The sequence below is a fragment of the Halomonas rhizosphaerae genome, assembly GCF_030012485.1.
Lineage (GTDB): Bacteria > Pseudomonadota > Gammaproteobacteria > Pseudomonadales > Halomonadaceae > Halomonas > Halomonas rhizosphaerae.
Genome location: NZ_JASCQQ010000003.1, coordinates 1 through 19,737 on the forward strand (window position 1 = coordinate 1; position 19,737 = coordinate 19,737).

Below are 19,737 nucleotides of genomic sequence, written 5' to 3' on the forward strand. Positions count from 1 at the left end.
CGGCGGGCCAGGAGTTACTTGGCCTTGGGAGTGGCTTCCTTGACGGCCTTGGTGGCGGTCTCGGTGGTCTCCTTGGCGCTTTCCTGGGCCTGCTTGACGCTGCCCTCGGTCAGCTTCTGGCTTTCCTGAACGAACTCCTGCTGCAGGGCCATCACCTTCTCGGCATCACCCTTCAGGCGCTCGGTCAGGTCCTGGACCACCTGCTGCTGGCCTTCCAGATAGCCCTTCAGGCCTTCGGCGTCCTTGACCTCGGTCAGGCTGCGCAGCTGCGCCAGGTTGATGTCGGCATAGACCTTGGTGGCCTCGAGCTGGGTATTGACCAGCTTCTCGGTGAAGTCGACGGAGAGGGCGGCGAAAGCCCGCGCCGGGGCGAAGAAAACGGACTCAAGCTGGGCGGTGTCAAATTGCTTGGCGTCGAATGCGAATGCGTTGGTCATGATGAGAACCTCCGGGTTCTGAATGCCATGGAACGGGAGATTCCCGCTCTGATGCACTGCACAATAGCAGGGATTTTTGTGCAGTGCAACATTAGGCGAGGACAGGACTGTCGACCAGGGCCTGCCAGGCTTCCCATGCTGGACCGACGCCCGAGGATGGCGCCCCACTGACGCCAGCGGCCGGCATCCCTGCCGGCGCCGGGCCCTCAGGCCAGGGAAAAGGGATGCTGTCCTTGATTACCGCCTCCTAATGCTGTCCATGCCGTAGCGCCATCCAGCGGATGCAATACCCTGGCCGAGCACATCGAACGCTTTCCACACCAACGACGAAGCGCCCATGAACGCCCCCCCTTACAGGCGATGCTGAGACCGCCTGGCGCCGTCCGGGGAAGGGAAGGGTTACCTGCTAGACTGGATCCGAGGCTGAGGATGGATCGGGGCTGTCGATAACAAGGTCATCGAGGAGAGAGAGATGGGTTCCAAGGCAGAGAGGGACGTGGAAAAGGGTTATCCGAAGGCCGACTTCGTGGCCAAGCTACGGCGCCTGGCAGATGCGATCGAGAAGGAGGAGCGTTTCGAGATACAGATCGCGGGCGAACGCATCTATGTGCCCCTCCGAGCCAAATTCACTATCGAACACGAACGCTCAGATGATGAGGAAGAAATCGAGTTCCAGCTCAAATGGAACCGCTGAAGACCTGGTGAATATCACCTACTAACATCCGCTCCACGGCCTTCCACGCCGATACCCCCAAGTGGAGGCGGGTCGTGTGCAGATGAGCCATCTTCGCCGCCATGGCAGAGGGGCTTGATCAGCAGAGGCGCACTGCTTGATCCCCTCAATCGGATTGCGCGGCCAGGCGAATGAATACACCTGCCGAGTCATCTATGACAACCGCCACCTGGTTTATCTTGATTGGATCACTGCTGCTGGTAGTGGGATTTACCTTCTCGTACATCAAAAGCGTGCCCGTCACCTCTGCCATTGTGTATCTGCTTATCGGGTGTATCGTCGGTCCCATGGGCTTTGAATTGTTTCATTTCAACCCACTGGAAGAGTCGGCTTTATTGGAGTTTCTCACCGAAATAGCCGTGCTTATTTCATTGTACTGCGCCGGCGTGAAAATGCCGGCGCCTGTTACCCTGAAACGATGGCAAAATCCCGTGCAACTGGCGGTGGTTTCGATGGCTCTTACTGTCGGACTAGTGACGCTCTTCGGCTACTACTGGCTTACATTACCTCTTGGTGCTGCCGTGTTGCTAGGTGCCGTGGTTGCACCGACTGACCCGGTATTGGCGACCGAAGTTCAGGTGCGTAACGCCGATGACCCTGACGAACTTCGTTTTTCATTGACCTGCGAGGCCGGAATGAACGATGGAAGTGCCTTCCCGTTCGTGATGCTCGGCCTGGGGTTGCTGGGTCTGCACGATCTCGGCGACGCCGGTTGGCGGTGGCTGGCAGTGGATGTGCTCTGGGCGAGTGGCGCAGGTATCGGAATCGGCATCCTGGCGGGTGTTAGTGTCGGTTGGATAGTAAGCAAGATACGCAAGAACTTTGTGGGCACTGCCTTTCTGGAAAGTTTTCTCGGCCTGGGGCTGATCGCGTTCGCCTATGGAATCAGCCTGTTAGTAGATGCCTGGGGCTTCTTGGCCGTTTTTAGTGCAGCCGTTGCTCTGCGCCATACCGAATTGAAGTTGGTCGGACTCAAACAAGGTTACTCGGCACCTGTCGAGACAAGCCTGGAAGGTGAGCCGCAATCCATAACGCATGTGCACGTAAGCGAAAGCTCGCTGGTATTCAACGAGCACCTCGAACGGCTGGCAGAGATCGTTCTAGTTTTACTGATCGGTGGCTCGCTCTTCTGGGATTCATGGAGTTGGAGAGCCGTAGGTTTCGCGGCGTTTCTATTTCTTGTCGCCCGCCCCATCAGTGTGCACCTTGGCATGCTAGGGAGCAGTTCGCCCATGCGTATGCGCCACCTCGCGGGCTGGTTTGGCGTTCGTGGTATTGGCTCCCTCTACTATCTGATGTACACCATACAGCATGGGCTGGAAGAGGAGGTCGCGCTGGAATTGATACACCTGACCCTGGTGGTGGTTGCCTTGTCGATTCTGGTTCACGGGGTTAGCGTAAAGCCCACAATCGCTCGTTATTGGCGCTCGCGAAAGCCTCGGGAATAGCTCCTGATAATGCATGTGCGTCGGGGCCAGTTACTCAATGACACGGGGGCCATCAGCTGTCGGCTCCCGGATAACCCATCCCCCGAGACTCCACAAATATCGGCTTCTGCGAGCTTTCCACCGCTTTCTGTTTCACTTCCCCCAGGCCTCGTCCGCTTCGCGTCAACCGTCCGGTTCCATTACTCGCATTGGCAGATAGGGGAAGAGAGCAGGGGCGTCAGCCGGTCGCCGGCACATAGGGGGCGCCCGCCAGGCGGCGCACTTCGACGTGGGACAGCCAGTCGATGTCCCGGGCACAGGCCTCGAGGCGGCGGATCACTGCGTCGCTGTCGAAGGACGACTGCTCGTCCAGGCAGATCACCACCGTGACGGCACCCTCCAGGTAGTGCAGCTCCATCTCGCGGATCTCCGGCCAGACGTCCAGTGCCGTCCAGCGCCGCGCCAGGGCGGCTTCCACCTCGGGGCGCAGCGGCAGTCCCGGGAAGCGGCTGGGGTCGCCTTCTCCGGCGTCGTCCTCGGGGTCGATGTGGAAGGTAAGGTCGGTGAGGGCGGGAAAGGCGTTGCGCAGGCGCCGGCTCACCTCATTGCCGATCTCATGCCCCTCGGAGACGCTGATCCTCGGCGACACCACCACGTGCAGGTCGAGCATGGTGTGCCCGGCCGACTGGCGGGTGCGCAGGTCGTGAATGCCCTCGACGCCGGACACGCTTTTCGCCACCTGGCGCATCGCCTCTTGGGTGGCCACGGGCAGGGCGGTGTCAACCAGCTCTCGGCCCGACTCCCACAGCAGGTCCCAGCCCACCTTGCCGACCATCAGGCCGACGATGACCGCCGCCACGGTATCGATCCAGGTGGCGCCGAACTGGCTCCCGACCAGGGCGACCATCACCACGCCGGTGGAGAGCACGTCACTGCGATGGTGCCAGGCGTTGGCCTCGAGCATCTTCGAGCCGATGCGTCGCGCCACCCGTAGTGTCAGGTGGAAGAGCCACTCCTTGGACATGAGCGCCAGGGCGGTCAACAGGATCGCCCAGGCACCGGGCGGCGGGATCACGGCGGCGGAGAACAGGCGCTGAAGGCTCGACCAGGCGATCCCGCCGGCCACGAAGATCAGTACGCTGCCCAGGAACAGGGTGGCCAGGGTTTCGATGCGGCCGTGTCCGTAGTGGTGGTCGTGGTCGGGCCCCTGATGGCCATAGTGGGACGCGGCGAGCACGAAGCCGTCGGTCACCAGGTCCGAGAAGGAGTGGATGCCGTCGGCGACCAGAGCGGCGGAGCCGACGATCCAGCCGACAAGTATCTTGGCCACGCCGAGCAGGATATTGACTGCCGCGGACAGGAAGGTGATGCGCCGGGTCGCCTGGTGCTTCTTGAGGTTGGGCTGCATGGTCGTTCCTTGCGACGCTCCTCCGTACAAGCCACCGATGAGGAGTCGACAAAATGGTACCGAAAAGGTCCAGATTGGCACAAGGCGTCGACTTGCCTCAGGTCTCCCCCCATATCCTGGTTCGTGGCATGTCTCCGGGGTAAGTCGCGCGAACCGTCAGACAAGAGCTCTCCATGTTGAGGTATCCATCAGCAATCCGCTTAATGACCTTGGTTCGGTAGTTCATGCCCTATGGCATGCTGACGTTCAGTGTCGGCGAGGCCGCCGCCCTGCCGCTGGCAAGCGCTATCCTTAGGTGCCCCAGATGCCTGCCCGGCTTCGCCCATAGTCAATCAGTAAAAGCGGATACGAAGCTAGCGGCTCTCAAAAGCGGCTCTCAGAAGCGGCTCCCAGAGTAGGCGCAGCGTGAGCACCATCTGGTCACACGCAGGAACAAAGGGGTTCCAGCGTCCGGTCGTGGACGCTTCACCTGGCGAAGCTCACAGATGGTCGCGGGGAATGACTTCGTTCCAGGTACGGGAGAAGACCCGCTCGTCGCCTTCGTAGGCATCCAGGGTGGCGTTGAGATGGAAATGGGTCGCCGTGCTGGTCATCACCGTGCGGGTGACGATATCCACCCGCCAGCCGCCACGCTCGAACATTCGTCGATTGATGACCTCGCCACTAACCGTGGCGTAGTCGTCGTTGGCCTGGGTGTAACGCTCGGTGACGTCATAGCCGAGCGTAAGGCCGAGGTCGTCGAGACGCCAGCTGCCATCGTTGTCGATGACCCCGAGCGTGGCCTCGTTGGTAGCCAGGTTGAAGAGCACCGTCCACTCCCGGTGAGCCGGCACCAACAGGGTGGTGGCCGGGCCCGGCGCCATGCGGGGTTCGCCAAGGTCAGCCAGTGTCTTATCCGCGGCGCGTAAGGGACGCTGAGGCAGGGTCAAGCTGCAGCCTCGAGGATGGAGCGTCAGCGTCGCCGGGCACGGCGACGGCCAGGCAAGCGGCCAGTATGAGGAGGAGATCGCCACCCGAATGCGGTTGCCCGCGGGGAAACACTGGGCGACGTGGTTGAGACGGACCGTGACCCGGCAAGTCTCGCCGGGCAGGAGCGGCTCGGGACAGTCGTGGCCATGGCGATGGCTGAGGTTGCACAGCCCGTAGGTCACCAGGGTGACGGTGCCGTCGGGGCCGATATCGGAGAGCCGAACGGCGACCATCGCCTGGGGCTGGTCCGCCGACAGCTCGAGTTCCACCACGGGCTCGCCGAGGATCTCGATATCCTGGGCGAGCGATGCCGTATCGAAGCACAGCGAGCCGCCATCCTCCAGGCGCTGATCGGTGGGCAGGTCGGTGCTCTCCGCGTAACTGCACCACTTGCCAGCGAACAACCCTACGCTCAGCGGGCTACGGATCGACAAGGGGTCTTCCCCGGCGGGAGCATCGGCAACCAGGCCTTCCCGTGACAGTGCATAGACCCGCGGCCGCAAACGTCGGCTGGGCCACTGCATTTCGGCAACCCAGCGCCCCGGACGGTCGTCGCTGATCGGCGAGACGCTGTCCTGCATCCAGGCCCTTAGCAGGGGCTCCCCATCCACGCCGTTATCGCAATCCTTCAGCCACCGATCCCACCAGCGCAGGCACTCGTCGAGGAAGTTGATGGAGGGACCGGGCCCACCCAGGTGGGGATACTTGTGGTTCCAGGGCCCGACCAGCCCCTTGCGTGGCACCTTCAGGTGGTGGATCAGCCGGAACACCGTGTTGCAGTAGCCATCGGCCCAGCCGCTGACGGCGAACACTGGACAGCGGATCGCCGCGAAGTCCTCGCAGACCGAAGCGTGGCGCCAGTAGGCATCCCGTCGCTGGTGGTCCAGCCAGGTCTTCAACCAGAGCCCGCTGTGCTCCAGCCGCCGCTGCCACAGCTCGCGCCAGCGCTCACCGACGATGATCGGGTCCGGGGGGCAGGCGTTGTAGGAGAGCATCACCGAGGCCCAGGAGAGGTTGTCGGTGAGCAGGCAGCCGCCCATGTAATGGACATCGTCGGTGTAGCGATCGTCCGAGGAGCAAACGGTGATCACGGCCTGCAGTTCGGGGGGTTGCAGGGCGGCGATCTGCAGGCCGTTGAAGCCGCCCCAGGAGATGCCGATCATCCCGACCCGGCCATTGCACCAGGGCTGGGCGGCGATCCAGCGGATCACCTCGACGCCATCCTCCAGCTCCTGGGACAGGTATTCGTCATGGAGCACGCCGTCCGAGTCGCCGCTGCCGCGCAGGTCCACCCGGAGCGCGGCATAGCCGTGCCGGGCGAAGTGGCCGTGGATCTGGCTGTCCCGGGTCGCCCGAAAGTCCCGCTTGCGGTAGGGAATGTACTCGAGGACCGCGGGCACGCCGACCGACTCGGCACCCGCCGGCAGCCAGAGCTTGGCCGCCAGCCGGGCGCCATCCGGCATGGGGATCCAGGCATTCTCGATGACCGTCACGTCGTCCTGCTGTGCATCCGCCATCCCCGCTTCTCCCCCAACATCCCGCATCGCGACCCCGACACCGGCCTGGCCCTCACCGACATGCTTCAGCATATACCCTCACCGCCATGAGGCGCGTCGCGCCCCCTGATCCGGTCGGCGGCGCAACACGACCGGACGCCGGGTTTGCCGTCGTCGTATATGCTTCAGCAAGCACCATCGCTGACGGTGCGCCCAGAGGGAAGCGCCATGAAGATCGTCGAGGATTTTCCCCGTGAGGTCCGCGTCATCGAGAATGTCTGGATCCCGATGGCTGACGGGACGCGACTGGCGGCCCGGATCTGGCGGCCCACCGACGCGGAATCCGAGCCGGTGCCGGCCATCCTGGAGTACATGCCCTACCGCAAGCGTGACTTCACCCGCCTGCGCGACGAGCCGTTGCACCGCTATTTCGCCGGGCATGGCTATGCCTGCGTGCGCCTGGACCTGCGCGGCAGCGGCGACTCGGACGGCCTGATGCTGGACGAGTACCTCCCGCAGGAACTCGACGACGCCGTGGAGGCCATCGACTGGTTGGCCGGCCAGCCCTGGTGCAACGGACGAGTCGGCATGATGGGCATCTCCTGGGGCGGCTTCAACGCGCTGCAGGTGGCGGCCCTGCGGCCGGCCCCGCTCAAGGCCATCATCACCATGTGTTCCACCGACGACCGCTACAGCGACGATGTCCACTACCAGGGCGGCTGTCTGCTCAACGAGAACCTCGGCTGGGGGTCCGTGCTGCTCTCGTGTGCCACGACCCCGCCGGATCCCGACATCGTCGGAGCACAATGGCGCACCCAGTGGAAACATCGCATCGAGCAGGTGCCCTTCTACCCCCTGGTGTGGATGCGCCATCCCCACCGGGACGCCTATTGGCGGCACGGCTCGGTCTGCGAGGACTTCGACGCGGTGACCTGCCCGGTGTACGCGGTGGGGGGCTGGGCCGATGGCTACGTCAACGCCATTCCCCGTCTGCTGGCCGGGCTGAAGGCGCCGTGCAAGGGACTGATCGGCCCCTGGTCACATGCCTTCCCCCACGCCGCCCTGCCCGGCCCGGCGATCGGCTTCTTCCAGGAGGCCCTGCGCTGGTGGGACCACTGGCTGAAGGGCCTTAACACCGGGATCATGGACGAGCCCCTGCTGCGAGTCTGGATGGAGGAATACGTCCCGCCCGCCCCGATGTATGCCGAGCGTCCGGGCCGCTGGGTGGCGGAGACGCATTGGCCCTCGCCGAGAATCCAGCCGAAAACGCTGCACCTGAACGTGCTGTCGCTGGGCGAGAAGGCCGATGGCGAGGACCGCATGCGCATCGCCTCGCCCCAGACCACCGGCCTGGGGGCCGGCGACTGGTACGGCTTCGGGTCTGAGGGCGAGGCGCCCATCGACCAGCGGGAAGACGACGGCAAGTCCCTGGTCTTCGACTCGGATCCCCTTGACCAGCGCCTCGAGATCCTCGGTGCCCCCTGCGTCTCGCTCAAGCTGTCGGTGGACCGGCCGGTGGCCTACGTCATCGTGCGCCTCAATGACGTCGCCCCGGACGGCGCCTCGGCGCGGGTGAGCTACGGCCTGCTCAACCTCACCCAACGCGACAGTTGCGAGGATCCCACCCCCCTGGAGCCGGGGCATTGCTATCGCGTGGAGGTGAAGCTCAACGACATCGCCTATGCCTTCGCGCCCGGCCACACCATCCGGCTGGCGATCTCGACCAGCTACTGGCCGGTGATCTGGCCGGCACCGGCACCGGTCAACCTGACGCTGCATACCGGGATCAGCCAGCTGACACTGCCGGAACGACCGCCCCGTCCCGAGGACACCGACCTGCGGCCCTTCGATCCCCCGGAACGCGGGCCCATGCCGGAGATGACCACCCTCAAGGTGGCCCCCTTCCAGCGCCGGGTGGAACGCGACCTGACCACCGGCATGTCGACCTACCGGATCGCCACCACCGGCGGCGACTTCGGCGATGCCGCGCTGGCGCGGATCGAAGACATCGACCTGACGGTCGGCTATACCCTCGCCAAGACCTACCGTATCCACGACTACGACCCTGAAACGGCCGAAGTGACGGTCGAGCAGACCACCACCCACCAGCGAGGCACCTGGTCCACCCGTCTGGAATGCCGCACCAGCCTGACCGCCACCTCACGGAGCTTCCGGATCCGCGGCGTGCTGAAGGCCTACGAGGGCGACGCGCTCTTCGCGCGCCGGGACTGGGACGAGGAGATCGTGCGCCGGTTGCTGTGACCTGACTCAGGCAGGACGGCGAAGGCCATGGCGGGTAATCGCCGCCTCGAGGATCAGCTGAAGCAGCTCATGGTAGGAATAGCCCGCCCACTTGGCCATCAGCGCCAGCTTTCCGTCCCAGTACCAGGTCGGGTTGGTGTTGACGTCCAGCAATCGCGGCTGGCCATCCTCGCCCTCGCGGAAGTCGATACGCGCATAGTCGCGCAGCCCCAAGCGGCGGAATAATTTGACCGAATGGTCCACAAGCTGGCTCCAGATGACGTCATCGATCTCGGCCCGGCGGAAACTGAGCTTCTCCCAGTACGGCGAGTCGGGATCGGCCTTGGAGCCGTAAGTCAGAATGGGTGGCAGACCGGGATCCAGCGCCGAGTAGTCGATCTCCAGCGGCGGCAGCACCGTGAAACCGCTCGCACTGTTGCCTACCAGCCCCACGGTATACTCCGGGCCGGTGAGGAAGTCCTGGATCAGCGCATCGACGACACCGGGCTGCTCCGCTAGCCAGCGCAGGTAGGCCTCTGCTTCCCTGACATCCCGCACCACGCAGTCTCGAGTGATGCCGAAGCTGCCACCGCTGCTGTTTGGCTTTATCAGGCAAGGGTAGATGGCCGGCAAGACCAGCGGGGCCGCGCTCAGGTCCACGTAGGTCTCGTTGGGGACGGGAATGCCCTGCCCCGCTGCCAGGGCTCGCACCAGGGCCTTGTCGGTGGTGAGACTGATGCCCATGGGGTCGGCGCCGGTATAGGGAATCCCCAGGATCTCCAGGAGCGCAGGTACGTCGCGCTCCAGCTCCCAGTCGTTGCGGAAGCCCGTATCGCAGAGGTTGAGTGCCAGGTCAGGGGAAACGGCCCGCAGATCGTCAATCCAGGTCTCGTGGTCGTCGAGGTAGGTGAAACGGTACCCCCGGAGTCGCGCGAGGGCATCGCGTAGATGCTCGACCGCGGCCAGTTCCTCCTCGCCGAAGCCGCCACCGACGGCATAGGCATAAGGAAGACGGGGATCGCCCAGCAGCACGGCCACCTGGATATCCGACATGTCACCTCCCGACGTCCCGGGTGATGCCTCCCGACAAGGCGCCCACCGCTTACCCGACTCTTGGGCGCAGGCCCCAGCACGCGGCGAACAGGAACAGTATAGTTCCGCGTCCATCGGATACCCCCGCCCTGGCCAAGTGAGTCGCCCCGGGTTGAGAAGGTGCATGATCCCGGAGGGTCGATTACCCCGGATCCGGCAGTTGCAGGATTAGGGTCAATCGATCCCCCGGTTACGAAGGGGCAGTCATTCTAGAGCGCTCTTCGTATTCGATCATGAGGCAAGCAGGGCTCCGGCCTCATACCCGCTGAGCCCTCTCGCTTCAGCAGTGCCTTAAGGTCGGACAGAGCAGCCATGGGCGCCGCTGCGCGACGCTCGGCGGCCCCCAGAGGAGCATGGTCAAGCGTGCGTGCCTCCCTCGGGCCCGATGAGGTGCTTCACCTGGAGGTACTCCGCCAGCCCCCAGGGCCCCAGCTCGCGGCCGATGCCGCTGATCCCGAAGCCGCCCCAACTGGCTTCCGGCATCACCAGCTGCTCGCTGTTGACCCATATGGTGCCCGCCCGCAGCCGCAGGCCAACCTGCCTGGCGCGCTCGACATCACCGGCGACCACCGTGGCCGCCAGGCCGAACGGGCTGGCGTTGGCGAGCTCGACGGCCTCTTCATCGCTGGCGACGCTTCGACCACAGAGTACCGGCCCGAAGATCTCCTCCTGCCACAGGCGGCTCTCGACCGGAACATCACGATAGAGCGTCGGCGCGACGAACTCGCCGCGCTCGGGCAGCTGGCGATGGCGACCATCACGCACGGCAACCAGCCCCTCCTCTCGGGCCATCGCCAGGTAGCACTCGACGGCTTCCCGCTGGCGAGCACTGCTCATCGGCCCCATGTCCGTGTCGTCGACCAGGGGGTCCCCCAGGCGAATGGCGTCGATGCGCTTACCCAGGGCCGCATAGAGCGACTCGGCGAGGGCGTCATGGACGATCAGGCGAGAGGTGGCGGAGCAGATCTGACCGGAGTTGAAGTAGATGCCCGCCATCACCCAGTCGGCAGCCTGCTCGACCTCGGCATCATCCAGCACCAGGATGGGGGACTTGCCGCCCAGCTCCAGGGAGACGTTACGGACGCCCTCGGCTGCCGCACGCATCACCATCTCTCCCACCGCATTGCTGCCAGTGAAGGAGAACTTGTCGACGCCGGGGTGGGTGGTCAAAGGCGCCCCGATGCCTTCGCCGTCGCCGTGCACCAGGTTGAGCACCCCGTCGGGCAAGCCAACGGCCTCGGCGATCTCGGCCAGCGCCTGCTCGGGCAGCGGTGTGACCTCGGAGGGCTTGAAGACGATCGTGCATCCCGCCGCCAGGGCCGGCGCAATCTTCCAGGCGCTGGTCACCAGCGGAAAATTCCAGGGGGTGATCAGGCCCACCACCCCGATGGGGTCTTCGTAGGTCTGGGCCCGGATGCCGTCAAGGCCATGTTCGACGATGCGCCCCTGCCGCAGCTCCAGTTCGGCAGCCTGTCCGGCATAGTAGCGGTAACAGGCGATGGCATCGTCCAGGTCGATGCCCGCCTCGGCCAGGGCCTTGCCATTGTTGCGGGCGGACAGCCGCATCAGCGCGTCCCGGCGCTCCACCAGGGCATCAGCGAAGGCCTGGAGAAAAGCGCCACGACGCCTCCCGTCCAGCGCCTGCCAGGCCGGCAGCGCGCCGCGGGCAGCGGCCACTGCGGCGTCCACGTCGGTGGGATCGCCGGCGGTGACCTCGGCGATTTTCTCCTGGCGGTAAGGGTCTGTGACGGGCAGACGGCGCTGGCCGGCACTCTCGACCCAGCGGTTGTCGATAAATTGTCGTGTCAGCTGTTGCACGGGTGACTCTCTCGCAGTGGGGTTCTTGGACGGTGGGACGCTATTCCTGCAGCGAGGCATTCCAGGCGTCCGCATCGATCTCGATCAGCAACGGCCCTTGCTGGGGTCGACCACGGATTGCCTCGGCCAGCGCCTCCGCATCACCAACGCGACGAGCGGCGCAACCGAATCCGGCGGCCAGCATCTGAAAGTCCGGCGACTGGATATCCACCCCCAACCGCGGGACATCCGCGCTATCCATGTAGCGGCGGATCTCTTCATAGCCCTGGTTGTGCCACAGCAGCACTACCACCGGCAGCCCCTCTTCCACCGCACAGGCCAGCTCGGTCAGCGTGAACATGATGCCGCCGTCACCGACCAGCGCTACGACCGGCAACTCGGGCTGCCCAAGACTCGCTCCCATGGCGGCAGGCAGGCCGTATCCGAGGGTGCCGTAGCCGGTCGAGGCGTTGAAGAAACGCCGTGGCGCCGGCTGTGCCACCAGGTGGTTGGCGGCGTAGGTGGTGGCACAGGAGTCACCGACCAGGATGGCCTCCGGCAGGGTGTCACGGAGGGTGTCGAACAGCGGCACATAGGGCGCGAAGGCCGGGTCCTGCGCCAGTCCCAGTGCCTCCCGAGCAGCCCGAGCCCTTTCCACGCCGTCTCGCTGGCGGGGAGTCTCGCAAAAACGCCTGGCCAGGGCCTTAAGGGTGGGTCCGGCATCCGCCACCATGGCCAGTTCAGCCGCCTGGTTTCTGGCCAGCTGCTCGGGGTCGATATCCACACGGATCAGCCGCCCGGAAAGGGAGAAGCCGCCGTCGAAGACAACATCGTAATCGGTCTCGCCCAGCTCCGTGCCGATGGCGAGCACCACGTCGGCCTCTCTTGCCAGTTCACGCACGGCTGGCAGGGAGGCATTGGCGCCCAGATCCAGTGGATGGTCGATGCCCAGCAGCCCCTTGGCATTGATCGTGGTGACCGTCGGGGCATCCAGGGCTTCTACCAGCGCCCTTGCCGCCTCCGGCTCCTTGACGCAGCCGCCACCCAGCAGCACCAGCGGGCGCCTCGCCGCTGCCAGCCAGTCACCGGCCCTCTCCAGGGCCTCGGGATCCGGGGAGGCACTGGCCAGTGACGGGTGCCGCCGACTTCCTGGCTCGTCAACCGTCGCATCGAAGAGGTCGATGGGGATCTCGATATGCACCGGCCCCGGCCGCCCCCCCTCAAACACCGCAAAGGCCCTGGCCAGTGCCTCGGGCAAGCCGTCGGGGTCGAGCAGGGTATGACTGAAGCGGGATAGGCCAGCCATCAGCTGCTGCTGACCGGGCAGTTCGTGCAGGCGTCCCTGACCGCGCCCCAGCGTATCGCGGCGGTTGACGCTGGAGATCACCAGCATCGGGACGGAGTCGGCCAACGCCTGGCCCATGGCCGTGGCGATGTTGGTCATGCCGGGGCCGGTGATGATGAAGCACACTCCCGGCCGGCCAGTGGCCCTGGCATAGCCATCGGCCATGAAGCCCGCGCCCTGTTCGTGGCGCGGGGTGACATGCCTGATGCCGTTGGCTGCTGCGCCCCCGTCAAGCCCGCGATAGAGTTCGACAGTGTGGACGCCGGGGATACCGAAGACGGTGTCCACGCCATAGGTGTCTCGCAGCAGTTGAATGAGCAGTTCTGCACAGGTCATTTGGAGGCCCCTCATCCCACCAGCCAGTGGGCCATGACGACGATGATCGGCAGGGTGATGGCGGTGCGGATCAGGAAGATCGCCAGTAGCTCCCAGAGCTTCAGCGGGATCTTGGACTTCAGCAGAAGCGCGCCGATCTCCGACATATAGACCAGCTGGGTCAGCGACAGGCAGGCGATCACGAAACGCGTCAGCTCGCTTTCGATGTTGCTGCCCAGCACCGCCGGCAGGAACATGTCGGCGAAGCCCACCAGGGTGGCAGGGGCCGCGGCCTCGGCCTCCGGCAGGCCCATCCACTCCAGTACTGGCACCATGGGCATCGACACCCAGGTGAACAGCGGCGTGAACTCGGCCAGGATCAGCGCCACGGTGCCGATGGCGATGACCAGCGGCAGCAGGCCAAAGAAGATATCGGCGACGTTGAACAGGGCGATGCGCACCAGTTGCCGAGGGCCGGGGGCCTTCTCCGCGCGGGCCACGGCCATGCCCAGGCTATAGCGCAACAGCCCCTGGTCGCCAGTGCGCTCCTCCTGCAGCTGACAGCCGACCGGCTCATAGTAGGTATTGGGCTTGCGCGACAGCGGCGGCAGGCGAGGCACGATCACGGCCGCCACCAGGCCGGCGACGACCACCGTCAGGTAAAAGGGGACAAAGAGGTGATTGATGCCGATGAAGCTGGTCACCAGAATCGCGAAGGCAATGGAGACGATGGAGAAGTTGGTGGCGATGGCCGCCGCCTCGCGACAGTTATAGAAGCCCTTCTCGTACTGCTGAGTGGTGATCAGCACCCCCACGGTCCCCGACCCCATCCAGGAGGCGGTGGCATCGATGGCACTGCGTCCCGGCAGCCCGAAGATCCACCGGAAGGGGGTGCGTAGCAGGCTGCCGATGAACTCCATGAACCCGAAGTCGACCAGGAATGGCAGCAGGATGGCGGCAAAGAAGAAGAAGGTCAGCAGTACCGGCGCCAGGTCGTTGAGCATCACGCCACCGGTGAAGGAGGCGGTAACGAACTCGGGGCCGGCCTGAAAGTAGGTCATCAAGGCGAAGAGCGCACCCAGCGCCCGCATCGCGACCCATAGCGGCGCCACGTCGAACAGTTCCCTGAGCATGCCCTCTCGCGCCCAGCCTGGCTGGGTGAACTTGACCACCAGCGTCAGTACCACGGACAGGCATAGAACCACCGTGGCAATGGCAGGCAGGGCGCCGCCCAGCAGGGCCTTGAGCCCATCGGCGGCGAACCCCATGCCGATGTTGATGGTATCGCCCACCGAGAAGGGCACCAGGAACAGCAGCACGCCGATCAGCGATGGCACCAGGAACTTGATCAGCCCGTGCCGGGACAGTGGGGCACCCTCGAGTGCAATGTTATCGGAGCTGTCGAGAGAGGATGACATGGAGTACCTCAGCTTAAGTTGTCATTGTCTGAATCTATAGTCGGCCTGACCCCAGGCCGGAGGCTTCAATCGCGGCGCTTGACGCCCGGCAGCACACAGAGCATCTCGTACAGGAGCGTGGCGCCCATCAGGGCGGTATTGCCGCTCGGGTCATAGGGCGGTGCCACCTCGACCAGGTCGCCACCCACCACGTTGAGCCCCGCCGCGCCGCGCACGATCTCCAGCCCCTGCTGAGCGGTCAGGCCGCCCATCTCGACGGTGCCGGTACCCGGCGCGACGGAGGGATCGAGGGCATCGATATCGAAGGAGATGTAGACCGGCCCATCGCCCATCTGCTCTCGCACCTCTGCCATCAGCGGCGCGAGCGACCTGTACCAGCACTCCTCGGCCTGCACGACCCGAAAGCCCTGCTCGCGGCACCAGTCGAAGTCTTCCGCGGCATAGCCGGTACCCCGCAGGCCGATCTGGATCACACGCTGGCTATCCAGCAGGCCCTCTTCCTGGGCGCGGCGGAACGGGCAGCCATGGGCCACCTCCTCGCCGAACATCTGGTCGTTGATGTCGGCATGGGCATCGACGTGGATCAGGCCGACCGGGCCGTGCTTCTTCGCGATGGCGCGCAGCACCGGCCAGGTCAGGGTGTGATCGCCACCCAGCGTCAGAGGGGCACAGCCGTGGGCCAGCACCCGGTCATAGAAGCCGGAGATGATGTCCAGGTTCTTGGGGAGGTTGAAGGTGTTGATCGGCACATCGCCGATATCCGCGACCTGGAGGCTATCGAAGGGTGCCGCCCGAGTCGCCATGTTGTAGGGACGCAGCATCCGCGACTCATCACGAATCTGGCGAGGGCCCAGGCGGGTACCCGGGCGGTTGGAGGTGCCGATGTCCATCGGAATACCGATGAAGGCGGCATCCAGGCCCTCGGCGCTCTGCTGGGTCGGCAGGCGCATCATGGTGGCAGGCCCGCCAAATCGCGGCATCTCGTTACCACCCAGGGGCTGATTGAACTCACTCATGCGGACGTCCTCTGGTTTCCTGGTCAGTGATGAAAGCGCCAAGCGCTCTGCATGCTGTTTTGCAGGAACCATGCCAAACCCGTTTTGGGGCCTATAGGGGGATCTTGATTCAAAAGTGGATCACTTCCGGCCCGACAATGATGCAATAATGAATCATTGATGCATTCATGAATCAAAGGCCGGGCATATGGGCACCATCGATACCCTCATCCTCAGAACCATCGTCGACACCGCACATGACCACTTCTTCGTGGTCGATGCCGACGGGAAGGTGCGCTATGTGAGCCCCAGTGCCGCCGCGGTCTACGGCATCTCCTGCGAAGAGCTCCGGGCCAGCACCGTGCAGCGGCTCGAAGCCGACGGGGTGTTGAACCCGTCGATCAGCATGGAAGTGATCCGCACTGGTCAACCGGCACAACTTGTTCAGCGTACCGGTACCGGACGCCGGGTGATTGCTCAGGCCCATCCGGTCTTCGAAGACGGGAAGCTGGTCGCCGTGGTCAGCCGCTCCATGGACCTCACCGACCTTCAGCTGCTGCAGCAGGAATACGCGCTGCTCCAAAAGCGCTTCAGCGACCACCTGAAGCGCAGCCAGGCACTGGAGGGTGATGAGACAGCGCTGGAGGAAGTGCTCGATGAACTGGAGGTGAAAAGCCCGCTGATGCGGGAGGTGGCACTGCTGCTACGCCGGGTGGCTCCCACGGACGCGACCGTGATGATGCTCGGTGAGTCCGGCGTCGGCAAGACGGCCTTTGCCCGCCAGCTGCACCGCTGGGGCTCGCGCTGCGATGGCCCCTTCGTCGACGTCAACTGCGCCGCCATACCCGAAAGCCTGTTCGAGGCGGAGATGTTCGGCTACCGTGCCGGGGCCTTCAGCGGGGCCGCTCCCGGCGGACGCATCGGGCTGATCGAGCAGGCCGCGGGCGGCACCCTCTTTCTCGACGAGATCGGCGAGCTCCCCCTGGGGGTGCAGACGAAGCTGTTGAAGGCCATCCAGGATGGGCGCATTTCTCGTCTGGGCGACAACCAGTCCCGCCGCGTCGACTTCCGCCTGGTGGTCGCCACCAACCAGGACCTCAGCCGACGGGTGGAAGAAGGGTCGTTTCGCCTGGACCTTTACTACCGGCTGAACGTTATTCCGGTCACCCTCCCGCCACTGCGTGAGCGCCGCGAGGATATTCCCGGTCTGGTAGAGCGCCAGCTGAAGCGGCTCAATCGCCGCTATGGCAAGGAGAAACTTCTCGCTCGCAGCAGCTGGCAGTCGTTGATGAGCCAGGACTGGCCTGGCAACGTGCGGGAGCTGGAGAACTGGCTGGAGCGGGCCTGGCTGTCCAGCGATGATGTCATCGATGCCAAGGGATCAGCCTCGCCCGGACTCCTTGCAGCAAGGCAACAGGAAGCCGCGCCCGTTGAAGACCGCGCGGAACCGGCTCGGCCATCCCCCTTGCGCGAGGAAGAGGGCCTGAAGGACGCCTTAAACCGCTTCGAGCACGGCATCCTGGCTGAGCTCTGCATGACGCTCTCCTCGACATATGCCATCGCCGAACGGCTAAGCATCAGCCAGCCCAGTGTCGTGAGGAAACTCAAGCAACACGGATTGAGCATCACACGATGATGAGGCGTTTGACACGCACCGCCCGGGATGAGCCGCCCGGCCTGCTGGCAAAGGCTACCTACCCTCGAGTGCCTGGAGGCGGAGGACTCCTGCCAGTGGCGGCGGCATCTGCACCACTTCGTCGTGACCCTGCTCGGGCAGACAGCGGGTGAACCGGGTGGCCACCGGCCTGCAGGTGGCCACCGGCCTGCAGGTGGCCAGCGAATGCGCCTCACGCAAACATCGCCCGTCCACTGACAAGCCCCGCCTGCCGTGCCTCTATTCCTGGGTCAGGGCGAGACGCTGCTGGATATCACCCGGCTCCTGGATGACCTGAAGCGTTGAGAGCCGGAAGGAACGACGGCGAAAGGCAACGGGTATTGGAGCCTGCCTCCTGGGCTGGCATCATGCTCGCTAATACAAACGTATGGCCTCGTCATTACAGAGATGGCGACAAAAACATTAGCGGTATAAGCCTGAAGATCGTCAAGCCTCTGACAGCCGCCCTGCGGCGACATCTCCTCTCTCTGCGCGGCCGCCTGCTGCTGGGCGTCGCGGTGGTGTGGTTCCTGCTGTCGCTGCTCCTGCTGAGCTTCGGCTGGCAGTCCGGCACCCTGCTGGTCGAGGAGACCAACCGGGTCCACCTGCGCTATGAGGCCGACCTCATCCGCAATGCCATTACCCACCAGGTCGACCAGCGCCTCGAGGCACTCGAACGCCTGGCCGGCACGCTGCCCGAGGCCTCACCAGGCACCCTGGCAACGGGACGCCATGAGGCCCTGCTCACCCTGTTCGATGGCCTGGTGGTCGTGGATGCCGAGAACGCGGTCGTCGATGACTGGCCCAGAGTGCCGGGCCGGGCCGGCAAGGACGTCAACGACCGGGCCTACGCACGTTTCATGCAAGCCGTGCAGCGCCCCCATGTCAGCGAGCCCTTCATCGGTGCGCTCTCCGGCCAGCCGATGGTCATGATGCTGGTGCCGCGTCGAGACGCGCAAGGACGCTACGCCGGCTTTCTGGGCGGGCTGGTGGAAGTCGACGGCAGCGAGTTGTTCGAGGGATTCGATCGGCTGCGACTCGGCGAGGCCGGCCATGTGGTGGTGGCCACGGCATCGGGCCGGCTGCTCTACCACCCCGAGCAACGCCATGACATGACGGACATCACCGAGGCGGAGGGCGATCCCCGCCTCGAGCATGCCCTGCTGGGCTGGGAGGGCGAGGCTCGCGGGGAGCTACGCCAGGGCGGCGAGGCTCTCAAGGCCTATCGGCAGATCTGGCCCGCCGACTGGGTGGTGGGTGTCTACCTGCCCCTCGACCAGGTGTATGCCCCGCTGACCAACGTGATGGAACGCATCACCCGCCAGGCCTGGTGGGCCCTGGGCCTGCTGCTGCCGATGATGGGCGCGCTGATCTGGCTGGCCCTGCGACCGCTGACGCGTCTGGCAAAGCAGATCAAGGAACTGAGCCTCGGGCGCAGACGCGTGCTGGAGATTCCCACCCGGATGACGGAGCTTCGCCGTGTCATCGATGTCTTCAACGAGGTGGAGCAGCAACGGCTGGAAACGCTGGAAGACCTGCAGCAGCGCCGGGCCCTCCTGAAGGGCATCCTCGCCGCCTCGCCCCAGGGCATGTTCGTCACCGACACCCTTGGCCAGCTGACCTTCGTCAACCAGGCGTTGAAGCGGTTGCTGGGCATCACACCGCCGATCCGACTTGCGACCTGGGCCCGGCACATTCACGAGGAGGACCGCGCCCCGGTGGTAGAGGCCTGGCAGGCCTGCCTCCACCACCATCAGGATTTCGATCGCCAATTCCGCTACTGCGGCGAGAACGAGGAGCCGATCTGGCTGGACGTGCACACCAACGCGATTAGCGTGGACGGCGAGTTCATCGGCCTGGTGGGGGCAGTGCGCGATATCACCCAGCGCCAGCACGAGGATGCCCTGCGCCGCTGGGAAGCGGAGCATGATCCGCTGACCGGGCTGCTCAACCGCCGCGGCTTCGAGCGCCGGCTGGAGGAGGCCTTCACCGAGTGGCAGAAGGTCGGTACCCCCTCGGCCGTGCTGCTGTTCGACCTGGACCATTTCAAGCGCATCAACGACGAGGGCGGTCACGCCCTGGGCGACGCGATGCTCCAGCAGGTAGCCGCCGCGATGGGCGCGGAGACCCGCAGCAGTGACCATGCCGCTCGCCAGGGCGGCGATGAGTTCGCCATGCTGCTGCCGGGCTGCGAGCTGACCCGGGCCATGCATATCGCCGAATCGCTGCGGGCGCGAATCATGGACCTTGGCCTGGAACAGCACGGCCGAACCTGGCGGGTGACGGTCAGCATCGGCGTCAGCGACTTCCAGCGGGCGGACCAGGCCATCGATGACGTGGTCAACCGCGCCGATGCGGCAAGCTATGAAGCCAAGGCGCGAGGCCGCAATGACGTACTCAGCGCATGATC

13 protein-coding genes are annotated in these 19,737 nt (G+C 64.9%); 5 read left to right on the forward strand and 8 right to left on the reverse strand.

The window, feature by feature from the left end:
- Positions 1–14 precede the first annotated feature (14 nt).
- Entirely contained in the window at positions 15–437 is a 423-nt protein-coding gene (locus tag QLQ86_RS00245) for a phasin family protein (protein ID WP_282734006.1), read from the reverse strand.
- A gap of 472 nt (positions 438–909) precedes the next feature.
- Here QLQ86_RS00245 and QLQ86_RS00250 point away from each other — a divergent pair, with 472 nt between their 5' ends.
- Positions 910–1,131, forward strand: a complete 222-nt coding sequence (locus tag QLQ86_RS00250) for an amphi-Trp domain-containing protein (protein WP_282734005.1) — start codon at positions 910–912, stop codon at positions 1,129–1,131.
- A 194-nt stretch (positions 1,132–1,325) separates the two neighbouring features.
- Entirely contained in the window at positions 1,326–2,618 is a 1,293-nt protein-coding gene (locus QLQ86_RS00255) for a cation:proton antiporter (RefSeq protein WP_282815567.1), read from the forward strand.
- A 217-nt stretch (positions 2,619–2,835) separates the two neighbouring features.
- Here the strand turns inward: QLQ86_RS00255 and QLQ86_RS00260 are convergent, their stop codons facing one another.
- The gene (locus QLQ86_RS00260; protein ID WP_282815568.1) at positions 2,836–4,005 is read right to left on the reverse strand and encodes a cation diffusion facilitator family transporter; all 1,170 of its coding nucleotides are present in this window, start codon (positions 4,003–4,005) and stop codon (positions 2,836–2,838) included.
- A 479-nt stretch (positions 4,006–4,484) separates the two neighbouring features.
- On the reverse strand, positions 4,485–6,491 hold the full coding sequence (locus QLQ86_RS00265) for a CocE/NonD family hydrolase (RefSeq protein WP_282815569.1): 2,007 nt from the start codon (positions 6,489–6,491) through the stop codon (positions 4,485–4,487).
- A gap of 207 nt (positions 6,492–6,698) precedes the next feature.
- Here QLQ86_RS00265 and QLQ86_RS00270 point away from each other — a divergent pair, with 207 nt between their 5' ends.
- Positions 6,699–8,732 carry a CocE/NonD family hydrolase gene (locus QLQ86_RS00270; protein ID WP_282815570.1) on the forward strand — a complete coding sequence of 678 codons (2,034 nt, stop codon included), beginning with the start codon at positions 6,699–6,701 and terminating at the stop codon, positions 8,730–8,732.
- A gap of 6 nt (positions 8,733–8,738) precedes the next feature.
- Here QLQ86_RS00270 and QLQ86_RS00275 read toward each other — a convergent pair whose 3' ends face one another.
- The 5 genes from QLQ86_RS00275 to speB form a co-directional block, all read right to left on the reverse strand.
- Positions 8,739–9,764 carry a D-alanine--D-alanine ligase family protein gene (locus tag QLQ86_RS00275; RefSeq protein WP_282734000.1) on the reverse strand — a complete coding sequence of 342 codons (1,026 nt, stop codon included), beginning with the start codon at positions 9,762–9,764 and terminating at the stop codon, positions 8,739–8,741.
- Between the two features lie 396 nt (positions 9,765–10,160).
- Positions 10,161–11,621 carry an aldehyde dehydrogenase family protein gene (locus QLQ86_RS00280; protein WP_282815571.1) on the reverse strand — a complete coding sequence of 487 codons (1,461 nt, stop codon included), beginning with the start codon at positions 11,619–11,621 and terminating at the stop codon, positions 10,161–10,163.
- Positions 11,622–11,661: 40 nt separating this feature from the next.
- A complete protein-coding gene (locus QLQ86_RS00285) occupies positions 11,662–13,281 on the reverse strand; it encodes a 5-guanidino-2-oxopentanoate decarboxylase (RefSeq protein ID WP_282815572.1) in 1,620 nt (539 codons plus the stop codon).
- Positions 13,282–13,292: 11 nt separating this feature from the next.
- A complete protein-coding gene (locus QLQ86_RS00290; protein WP_282815573.1) occupies positions 13,293–14,678 on the reverse strand; it encodes a YjiH family protein in 1,386 nt (461 codons plus the stop codon).
- A gap of 65 nt (positions 14,679–14,743) precedes the next feature.
- The gene (speB, locus tag QLQ86_RS00295; RefSeq protein WP_282815574.1) at positions 14,744–15,694 is read right to left on the reverse strand and encodes an agmatinase; all 951 of its coding nucleotides are present in this window, start codon (positions 15,692–15,694) and stop codon (positions 14,744–14,746) included.
- Positions 15,695–15,881: 187 nt separating this feature from the next.
- Here speB and QLQ86_RS00300 point away from each other — a divergent pair, with 187 nt between their 5' ends.
- The gene (locus QLQ86_RS00300) at positions 15,882–17,309 is read left to right on the forward strand and encodes a sigma-54 interaction domain-containing protein (protein ID WP_282815575.1); all 1,428 of its coding nucleotides are present in this window, start codon (positions 15,882–15,884) and stop codon (positions 17,307–17,309) included.
- Positions 17,310–17,848: 539 nt separating this feature from the next.
- On the forward strand, positions 17,849–19,735 hold the full coding sequence (locus QLQ86_RS00305; protein WP_282733994.1) for a sensor domain-containing diguanylate cyclase: 1,887 nt from the start codon (positions 17,849–17,851) through the stop codon (positions 19,733–19,735).
- The last annotated feature ends 2 nt before the right edge of the window (positions 19,736–19,737 follow it).

Excerpts from the sequence above, each read along its gene's own strand:
- QLQ86_RS00245 (WP_282734006.1), bottom strand. The coding sequence starts at position 437 with ATGACCAACGCATTCGCATTCGACGCCAAGCAATTTGACACCGCCCAG.
- QLQ86_RS00250 (WP_282734005.1), top strand. The coding sequence starts at position 910 with ATGGGTTCCAAGGCAGAGAGGGACGTGGAAAAGGGTTATCCGAAGGCC.
- QLQ86_RS00255 (WP_282815567.1), top strand. The coding sequence starts at position 1,326 with ATGACAACCGCCACCTGGTTTATCTTGATTGGATCACTGCTGCTGGTA.
- QLQ86_RS00260 (WP_282815568.1), bottom strand. The coding sequence starts at position 4,005 with ATGCAGCCCAACCTCAAGAAGCACCAGGCGACCCGGCGCATCACCTTC.
- QLQ86_RS00265 (WP_282815569.1), bottom strand. The coding sequence starts at position 6,491 with ATGGCGGATGCACAGCAGGACGACGTGACGGTCATCGAGAATGCCTGG.
- QLQ86_RS00270 (WP_282815570.1), top strand. The coding sequence starts at position 6,699 with ATGAAGATCGTCGAGGATTTTCCCCGTGAGGTCCGCGTCATCGAGAAT.
- QLQ86_RS00275 (WP_282734000.1), bottom strand. The coding sequence starts at position 9,764 with ATGTCGGATATCCAGGTGGCCGTGCTGCTGGGCGATCCCCGTCTTCCT.
- QLQ86_RS00285 (WP_282815572.1), bottom strand. The coding sequence starts at position 13,281 with ATGACCTGTGCAGAACTGCTCATTCAACTGCTGCGAGACACCTATGGC.
- QLQ86_RS00290 (WP_282815573.1), bottom strand. The coding sequence starts at position 14,678 with ATGTCATCCTCTCTCGACAGCTCCGATAACATTGCACTCGAGGGTGCC.
- speB (WP_282815574.1), bottom strand. The coding sequence starts at position 15,694 with ATGAGTGAGTTCAATCAGCCCCTGGGTGGTAACGAGATGCCGCGATTT.
- QLQ86_RS00300 (WP_282815575.1), top strand. The coding sequence starts at position 15,882 with ATGGGCACCATCGATACCCTCATCCTCAGAACCATCGTCGACACCGCA.